8 protein-coding genes are annotated in these 8,059 nt (G+C 48.5%); 6 read left to right on the top strand and 2 right to left on the bottom strand.

The genetic code is table 11. The annotated features are described in order from the left end of the window. The coding region (locus EA392_00760) for a hypothetical protein (protein TVR42084.1) at positions 1-255 on the bottom strand (255 nt) is incomplete at its 3' end. 250 nt (positions 256-505) lie between these two features. Next, a complete protein-coding gene (locus EA392_00755) occupies positions 506-1,762 on the bottom strand; it encodes an aminotransferase class I/II-fold pyridoxal phosphate-dependent enzyme (GenBank protein TVR42083.1) in 1,257 nt (418 codons plus the stop codon). A gap of 7 nt (positions 1,763-1,769) precedes the next feature. Here EA392_00755 and bamD point away from each other — a divergent pair, with 7 nt between their 5' ends. From bamD to EA392_00725, 6 genes are read left to right on the top strand one after another with little or no spacing between them, the layout of a single operon-like run. Next, complete coding sequence (gene bamD / locus EA392_00750) at positions 1,770-2,762, top strand: outer membrane protein assembly factor BamD (GenBank protein TVR42082.1); 993 nt, start codon at positions 1,770-1,772, stop codon at positions 2,760-2,762. 7 nt (positions 2,763-2,769) lie between these two features. Further along, on the top strand, positions 2,770-3,120 hold the full coding sequence (locus EA392_00745) for an RNA polymerase Rpb6 (GenBank protein ID TVR42081.1): 351 nt from the start codon (positions 2,770-2,772) through the stop codon (positions 3,118-3,120). A 3-nt stretch (positions 3,121-3,123) separates the two neighbouring features. Continuing rightward, positions 3,124-4,332, top strand: coding sequence for a bifunctional phosphopantothenoylcysteine decarboxylase/phosphopantothenate--cysteine ligase CoaBC (coaBC, locus tag EA392_00740; GenBank protein TVR42080.1), 1,209 nt, complete (start codon positions 3,124-3,126; stop codon positions 4,330-4,332). After that, a complete protein-coding gene (locus tag EA392_00735; protein ID TVR42079.1) occupies positions 4,329-5,225 on the top strand; it encodes a DUF4835 family protein in 897 nt (298 codons plus the stop codon). The genes coaBC and EA392_00735 overlap by 4 nt, the downstream gene beginning before the upstream one ends. Before the next feature lie 30 nt (positions 5,226-5,255). After that, positions 5,256-6,923, top strand: coding sequence for a DNA repair protein RecN (recN, locus tag EA392_00730; protein TVR42078.1), 1,668 nt, complete (start codon positions 5,256-5,258; stop codon positions 6,921-6,923). 42 nt (positions 6,924-6,965) lie between these two features. After that, the gene (locus EA392_00725) at positions 6,966-7,772 is read left to right on the top strand and encodes an SDR family oxidoreductase (GenBank protein TVR42077.1); all 807 of its coding nucleotides are present in this window, start codon (positions 6,966-6,968) and stop codon (positions 7,770-7,772) included. Positions 7,773-8,059 lie beyond the last annotated feature (287 nt).

Raw genomic sequence — 8,059 nt, 5'->3', positions numbered from 1 at the left:
ATTGATTGGTTTGATTGGGCCTATTAGCGCATTGACATTTCGAGCGAGAAATCCCAAAATTGAAACTCTGCGAATGGTGCTTCCAGGCTCAATATGAAATTCGACCTCGCCACTACCAGCACCAAGTCCGGTAGAAAATCTACCTGCGGTGACACCACCGTGGAAGATATCCTCATACAAAATTGACTGTGCACTTACCTTCATGCCCACAAACGCCCAAACACCCTCCATGAAAACCCCCAATGCCACTTTCATCACGCTAAGTTATCTAACCTTAGTCCGGGAAGGAAAGCACCCCCCAAATTCAGGATTTTGGGTGCTGCCTTTCAATTGTACAGAACGATTTGCGCAACAAATGGATTAGCCGTCGATAACGCTTACAGTCCATGCCTCAGACATGTAAAAAATTGGAAGATTTTGTTTGTACTTACCGGCATGAAGTCACAAAAAAAAACCGGCCCTTTTTCGAAGGCCGGTTTTAGAATACAATGATTTATGTGCTGATTCACGCTTGCTCTTCGGGCATGCTGCGAATCTTGCTGGTGTCGAATTCACCGTTGGCAATTCGCTGGCGCATTTCCTTGAAGGTGTCAATGGTGTACTTCACGTCTTCAAGCGTGTGCATGGCCGTTGGAATCAGTCGCAGCATAATCACATCCTTGGGCACCACCGGGTAAATCACCAGTGAGCAGAAGATGTTGTACTTTTCCCGCAGCTCCACCGTCATATTGGTAGCTACTTCTATTTCGCCTTTAAAGAATACCGGCGTTACACAAGAATTGGTTTTACCAATGGAGAAACCGGCTTCTACCAGTCCGTTTTGAAGCGCGCTGGAAATGGTCCACAGTTTTTCTTTCAGCTCCGGACGGGTTCTGAGCATTTCAAGTCGCTTGCGGGCGCCAATCACCAAAGGCATCGGAAGTGACTTGGCAAAAATCTGCGAACGCATGTTGTAGCGCAGGTAGTCAATCATTTGCTCGTCGCCACAAATAAAGGCACCGATGCTGGCCATGCTCTTGGCAAAAGTTCCGAAGAGAATGTCAATTTCGTGCTGCACACCCTGGGCCTCGCCGGCACCTTGTCCGGTTTCGCCAAGTGTTCCAAATCCGTGTGCATCATCCACAAAAAGACGGAAGTTGAATTCCTTTTTCAGGGCGGCAATTTCTTTGAGCTTGCCTTGGTCGCCGCTCATACCAAATACCCCTTCGGTAATCACGAGGATTCCGCCATTGGTTTTTTCGGTGAGGCGTGTCGCGCGCTCCAGTTGCTTGCGCAGGTTGTCAATGTCGTTGTGCATAAACACAAATCGCTTGCCTTGGTGCAGCCTCACACCATCAATGATACAGGCATGCGACTCGCTGTCATACACAATCACATCATTGCGGTCAACCAGTGCATCAATGGCCGACATACAGCCCTGGTATCCGAAGTTGAGCAGGAAACAATCTTCCATACCCATAAAATCGGCAAGTTCCTGTTCAAGCATTTCGTGCTGGCTGGTTTGCCCCGACATCATGCGGGCTCCCATCGGGTAACCTAATCCCCATTCTTCCGCGGCCTTTGCATCGGCCTCCCGAATTTCGGGGTGGTTGGCCAAACCCAGGTAGTTGTTTAAACTCCAGATGAGGCATTCTTTTCCACGAAAAACCATTCGGTTGGAGATTTCACCCTCAAGTTTCGGGAAAGTAAAGTAACCGTGTGAGCGACCTTTATACTGGCCAAGTGGGCCACGGTTGTTCTTGATTTTTTCGAAGATATCCAAAGCGTTAATGTTTTGGTTTGTACTGGCTCAAAAAAGCGCCGCGAAATTAGCGTTATTTACTTACTCTGGCAAAAAAGCCGTGGTTGTGGTTGCAGGTTATTTTTGTTGGCGCCCGACTAAAGTAAGATTAAATTTCGTTTCACCAATCACATCCATACAATGCCCCGTCTTTTCAATGTACTATCTTTGCGCCATGATTTTCAGAATTGCCCTTGCCATTTCGCTCATTGGCGCCTTTGTAATGCACAGTGGATGTAGCAAGTACAACAAAGTGCTCAAGAGCCAGGACGTAGATTTGAAGTACACCTGGGCCATGAAGTACTTCGAGAGAAGTGACTTTAACCGGGCGCTGCCTTTGTTTGAGGAACTTATTGCCGTAACCAGGGGCACCCAGCGCAGTGAAACCATTTATTACCACTATGCCCAATCATACTTTGGGCTGCGCGATTATTACCTCGCCGGGTTTTATTTTGAGAGCTTTGTAAAGACATACCCCAACAGTGAAAAGGCCGAAGAAGCAGCCTTTATGGCAGCACTTTGTTTTTACAAGAACTCACCCGGTTACTCGCTTGATCAGAGCGATACCAAAAGAGCGATTCAGAAGTTTCAAATCTTTCTTGAGCGTTACCCCAACTCCGAAAAACGTGACACCAGCAACGTGCTTGTTGAGAACATGATAAGGAAGCTCGAGAAGAAAGCCTACGAAAGCGCCATGCTCTATCACAAAATTGAGCAATACAAATCGGCTGTCATAGCCCTGAACAACGTGCTGCGCGAATACCCCAACTCTGAGTACAAGGAGGAGATCCTGTTTCGAATTCTGGAGAGTAATTATCTTCTCGCTGTTCGCAGCGTGGAGGAAAAAAAGTACGACCGCTTAAAGGACACAATCAAATCTTATCATACCTTTGTCGATTCTTATCCCGAAAGTAGCAAGGTGCGCCAAGCGGAAGCACTTTACGAGACTACCATTCGGGAGTTGGAGAGAATCAATTTATAGCGCCACTATGTCGAGTAAATTCAAAAACGTTAACGCTGCCCGAAACACTGAAACCCGCGATGTAAGTCGCATGGTAGGTGACTCGGGTAACATCTACGAAACCGTAGCTGTACTTGCTAAGCGGTCGAACCAGATCAGCTCTGAGCTGAAAGAAGAGTTGAGTGCCAAGCTCGAGGAGTTTGCTACCTCTCAGGACAACCTCGAAGAAATCTTCGAAAACCGCGAGCAAATCGAGATTTCAAAATACTACGAGCGTTTGCCCAAACCTCATGCTATTGCTATTCAGGAGCTTCTCGAAGACAAGATCTATAGCCGTCGTCCGGACGAGGATCTTCAGGATGCTCCCGCTGAGGCCTAAGCCATGACATGCTTATCAGGTAAGCGCATTCTGCTGGGAATAACCGGGAGCATCGCTGCCTATAAATCGGCTTTTCTAACCCGTGAGTTGGTAAAGGCCGGTGCGTACGTGCGTGTTATTATGACGCATGGAGCCAGGGATTTTATCACACCGCTTACACTGGCAACGCTCTCCAGAAACCCGGTGTTATCGGACTTGATTGAAGACCGCGAGAGTGGCGTTTGGACCAATCACGTGGATCTTGCGCTATGGGCGGATGCCATGATTATCGCTCCGGTTTCGGCCCATAGTTTGGGTAAGATGGTTACAGGTCAATCAGATAATTTATTGCTCCTCACATTTTTATCGGCCAAGTGTCCGGTTTTTTTTGCACCATCTATGGATCTGGATATGTTCAAACACGGTTCCACCCGAGAGAATATTGAAAAGATGCAGTCATTTGGGCATATCCTCATTCCGGTAGGAAAAGGTGAACTGGCCAGCGGTCTCGAAGGCGAAGGGCGAATGGCTGAGCCTGAAGAGATCATTCAACAGGTACACAACTATTTTGAAGCGCGGCTACCTCTGCGCGGCAAGAAAGTACTGGTTACTGCCGGTCCTACCTTTGAGCGGATAGACCCCGTCCGGTTTATCGGGAATTTCTCGAGCGGTAAAATGGGATATGCCATTGCTGAAGAGCTTGCACAGCGAGGTGCAGAGGTAACCCTGGTGAGCGGGCCTACATCACTCAAAACGAAACATGAGCGCATTCAGACCATCCACGTTGAAAGTGCGCGCGATATGTTGGAGGCATGCCAGCGGGAATTCGCCGCGGTTAACTGGGTCATCATGTCGGCAGCCGTTGCAGATTACCGTCCGGCCGAGCAAAGTGATCAGAAAATCAAAAAAACAGACGCACAGCCCACCGTCCATCTTGCGCTCAACCCGGATATTTTGAAATGGATGGGCCAGCATAAAGCCCCCAACCAAATATTGGTGGGCTTCGCGCTTGAGACCAATAATGCGGTGGAAAATGCACGCAAAAAACTCAAGGCCAAAAACCTCGATTTGATTATGCTCAACTCGTTGGAAGATGACCAATCCGGTTTTGGGTATGATACCAACAAGGTTACTTTGATTACGGCAGACAATAAAACGCTGCCTTTGGAGTTGAAAACTAAGACGGAGGTGGCGCGGGATTTGATAGACTACCTCCAGCAATCAGCACAATGAAACACATTCAGTTACTTCTGGCACTCATCTTTTTAGGCATGCATACAGCTCCGGCACAGGAGCTTAATTGTAATGTTACCGTTATTCGTCCACAGGTTCAGGGCTCAGAAACGCGAATCTTCGAAACCATGGAGAACGTGATTTTTGAATTTGTGAACAACCAGCGTTGGACCAATGACATTTTCGAGGTGCACGAGCGTATTGAGTGCAACATGCTCCTTACCATTACCGAAGGAGCTCCCGGAGCCACTACTTTTCGTGGAAACCTGCAGGTACAGAGCTTCCGCCCGGTGCACAACGCCAGCTTGAAATCACAGGTCATTAATTTAGTGGACAATGACGTGGAATTCACCTTTGTAGAGAACGCTATTTTGCGCTTCACACCGGATTATTTCACCGATAACCTCACCAGTATCCTGGCTTTTTACGCGTACATGATTATTGGCTACGACTACGATACCTTCAGTCTTGAAGGAGGAACAAGGTATTTTCAGCTTGCCCAACAGGTCGTAAACAATGCAAGCAATGCTCCACAGGCGGGCTGGAAGGGTTTTGAAGGCGACCGAAATCGCTTTTGGATGGTGGACAACATACTTCACCAAACGTTCAGGCCCTTTCGCAAAATGCTCTACGAGTACCACCGTTTGGGGCTCGATATCATGTACGACAAGTTTGACGAAGGACGCGAAATGGTGATTCAATCGCTGGATCAGCTGCGCTCTGTGCACCAAATCAAGCCTTTGTCTTACAATATGACGATTTTCTTTCTTGCCAAAAACGATGAGATTATCAATATTTTCTCCAAGGCGCAAGGCAACGAAAAGAACCAGGTTTACCAAATTGGCGAGCTGCTGGACCCGGGTAATTTGTCCAAGTACAACAAACTTCGATAGCTTCGTTCGTCCTCCCGATACTTTTACGAAATTTGGGGCGTGCTCACCCACCTGCATATTCGCAATTACGCCCTGATTGACAGTCTCTCTATTGAGCTGAGACCCGGTTTTTCAGTGATTACCGGCGAAACCGGCTCAGGAAAATCCATTTTACTCGGGGCCCTTTCGCTTATTCTCGGAAAGCGGGCCGACACTTCTGTACTCAGAGATGCCGGCAGCAAGTGCATTGTAGAGGTTACTTGCAAACTCAAAGGCTGGCCGGTAGGCGATTTTTTTGAAGAGCACGATCTCGATTACGACGACCATTGCACCATCCGTCGCGAAATCAGTCCGGCCGGAAAATCAAGGGCATTCATCAATGATACGCCTGTAAATCTGCAGCAGTTAAGAGAGCTCGGATCTCTGCTGGTGGATATACACTCTCAACATGAAACGCTGAATCTAAAAGACAACAGTTTTCAACTGGCCGTGCTCGATGATTTTGCAGGACTTACCTCCCGGGTAGAGGCGTTTACTGCGCAATTTAAAGAATGGCGAACACTTCATCGGGAAATGGCCAACCTTCGCGAGCACTTGGCAAGGGAAAGAGAACAACGTGATTTCCTGGATTTTCAACTGAATGAACTTGAAGAGGCTCAACTTACCCCTGGCGAAGAGGAACAGTTACAGTCTGAAATAGCCCTGCTTGAACACGCTGAGGAAATCAAGCTTCGGCTGGTTCAATGCACCGAAATGCTTATTGACTCCGACGAAAATGTAGCCGCTACGCTTCGCAACGGTTTGCAGCAATTGGCCTCGGTGCGCAGTCACGACAAAGGCATTGACGAGTTGTTTGAGCGCCTCCAAAGCGCGTCCATTGAAATCAAAGACATAGGAGAAGAGTTGGCCAGGCAAGAGCAGCTTATCGAGGTGAATCCGTCGAGATTGCAGCAACTACAGGAGCGCCTGGATATGCTCAACGGTTTGATGCACAAGCACCAGGCTAGTAATGTAGCTGCCTTGTTGGACAAAATGGACGCCATTGCTCAGAAACTTGAGGGAGAACAATCGCGGGAGGAGAAGCTGGAGTTGCTGAAAAAACAGATTGCGGAGCGCGAAGAAGACTTGCAAGCCCAATCTGCTGAGCTGACTGTCAAAAGAAAGGAAGCCGCTCCACAATTGGCCCAAAAACTTTGTGTACTTCTGGAGAGAATGGAACTCAAGAACGCCGAAATGAGCATTGCCATAGAGTCCTTGTCGAAGAGAACATCCCACGGTGACGATTGGGTGCAGCTGCTTCTCAGAACGAACAAAGGTCAGGAGTTGATGCCCATTGAGCAGGTGGCTTCGGGGGGAGAACTTTCACGCGTCATGCTGGCAATCAAATCGGTAAACACCGGTCAACAATTTGCGCCCACGCTTATTCTCGATGAAATTGACAATGGTGTTTCCGGTAGGGTAGCCGATGCAATGGCCCAATTGCTGGCTGAAATGGGGGGGCAGCGCCAAATGATTTGCATCACCCACCTTCCGCAAATTGCGGCCAAAGGGCAGTGGCACTATCGGGTGTCGAAGCGCGATGAAGCAGATAGAACCCACACATTTGTGGAGGAGCTCAACGAAGAAGCCCGCCTTCATGAAGTTGCAGCCATGCTCAGTGGCTCCGATACAACCGAGGCAGCACTCCAGAACGCGCGCATGCTCATGAATGCCAACTAACGGGCTATTCCTATATTTGCCCCTCAACCAAAAACTAGCTGTATGTCTCACAACCTGCTGAAAGGTAAGCGCGGAATCATATTCGGAGCGCTCAATGATCAATCCATCGCATGGAAAGTGGCCGAAAAAGCCCACGCTGAAGGAGCCAGTTTTGTGCTGTCAAACGTTCCCGTGGCTATGCGTTTGGGAGCCATTAACGAGCTTTCAGAAAAATGCAACGCTCCAATTATACCTGCGGATGCCACCTCTACGGATGATCTTAAGAATCTCTACGCCCAAAGTATGGAAAAATTGGGAGGTAAGATTGATTTTGTACTCCACAGCATCGGTATGTCGCCCAACGTGCGAAAAGGAAAAGGCTACACCGGTCTCAACTACGACTGGTACCAGAAAACCCTGGATATATCAGGCGGGTCCTTACATAAAACACTTCAAGTGGCCATGGAAATGGATGCGCTCAATGAATGGGCCTCTGTAGTTGCGCTATCTTACATTGCCGCTCAGCGCATTTACCCTGATTACGGTGATATGGCCGACGCAAAATCACTGCTCGAGTCCATTGCCCGCGGGTTTGGATATCACTATGGCTTCAAGAAAAAGGTGCGCGTAAACACCATTTCGCAGTCGCCAACCCCCACCACAGCGGGAACCGGCGTTTCAGGCTTTGACAAGTTCCTGGCTTTTGCAGAATCTCTCAGTCCGCTGGGCAATGCCGATGCCAACGCCTGCGCCGACTACTGCGTGATGATGTTTTCTGATTACACGAAATACGTTACCATGCAGAACCTGTATCACGACGGAGGCTACTCGGCCACCGGAGTGACCGCAAAGGTGATGGACAAATTCTAAGCTCAGTATGTAAATAGTTTGAAAGCACTGTAGTACATTTACTCAGTGCTTTTTTATTGAGCGTGCTTTCCAGAATGAAAACCAAAACAATCATCAACCAATGAAACGTGTGATGCTAGCAAGTGCTTTTGTGGCAGTCGCAGTGGCTTCTACAGCACAAATAGAGCGCAGTGCCTTTACCTCCACGGGGCGGGGAGTGGCTACAACTTTTGTAAGCGACTACCACAGTATCGGCATCAATCCGGCCAATCTTGCCTGGTCAAATCCTCAGAAAAAGCGGGTGTCTT

The sequence above is a fragment of the Cryomorphaceae bacterium genome (genome assembly GCA_007695365.1).
Classification (GTDB): Bacteria; Bacteroidota; Bacteroidia; order Flavobacteriales_D; family SKUL01; genus SKUL01.
This window is presented reverse-complemented; position numbering and strand designations above follow the sequence as displayed.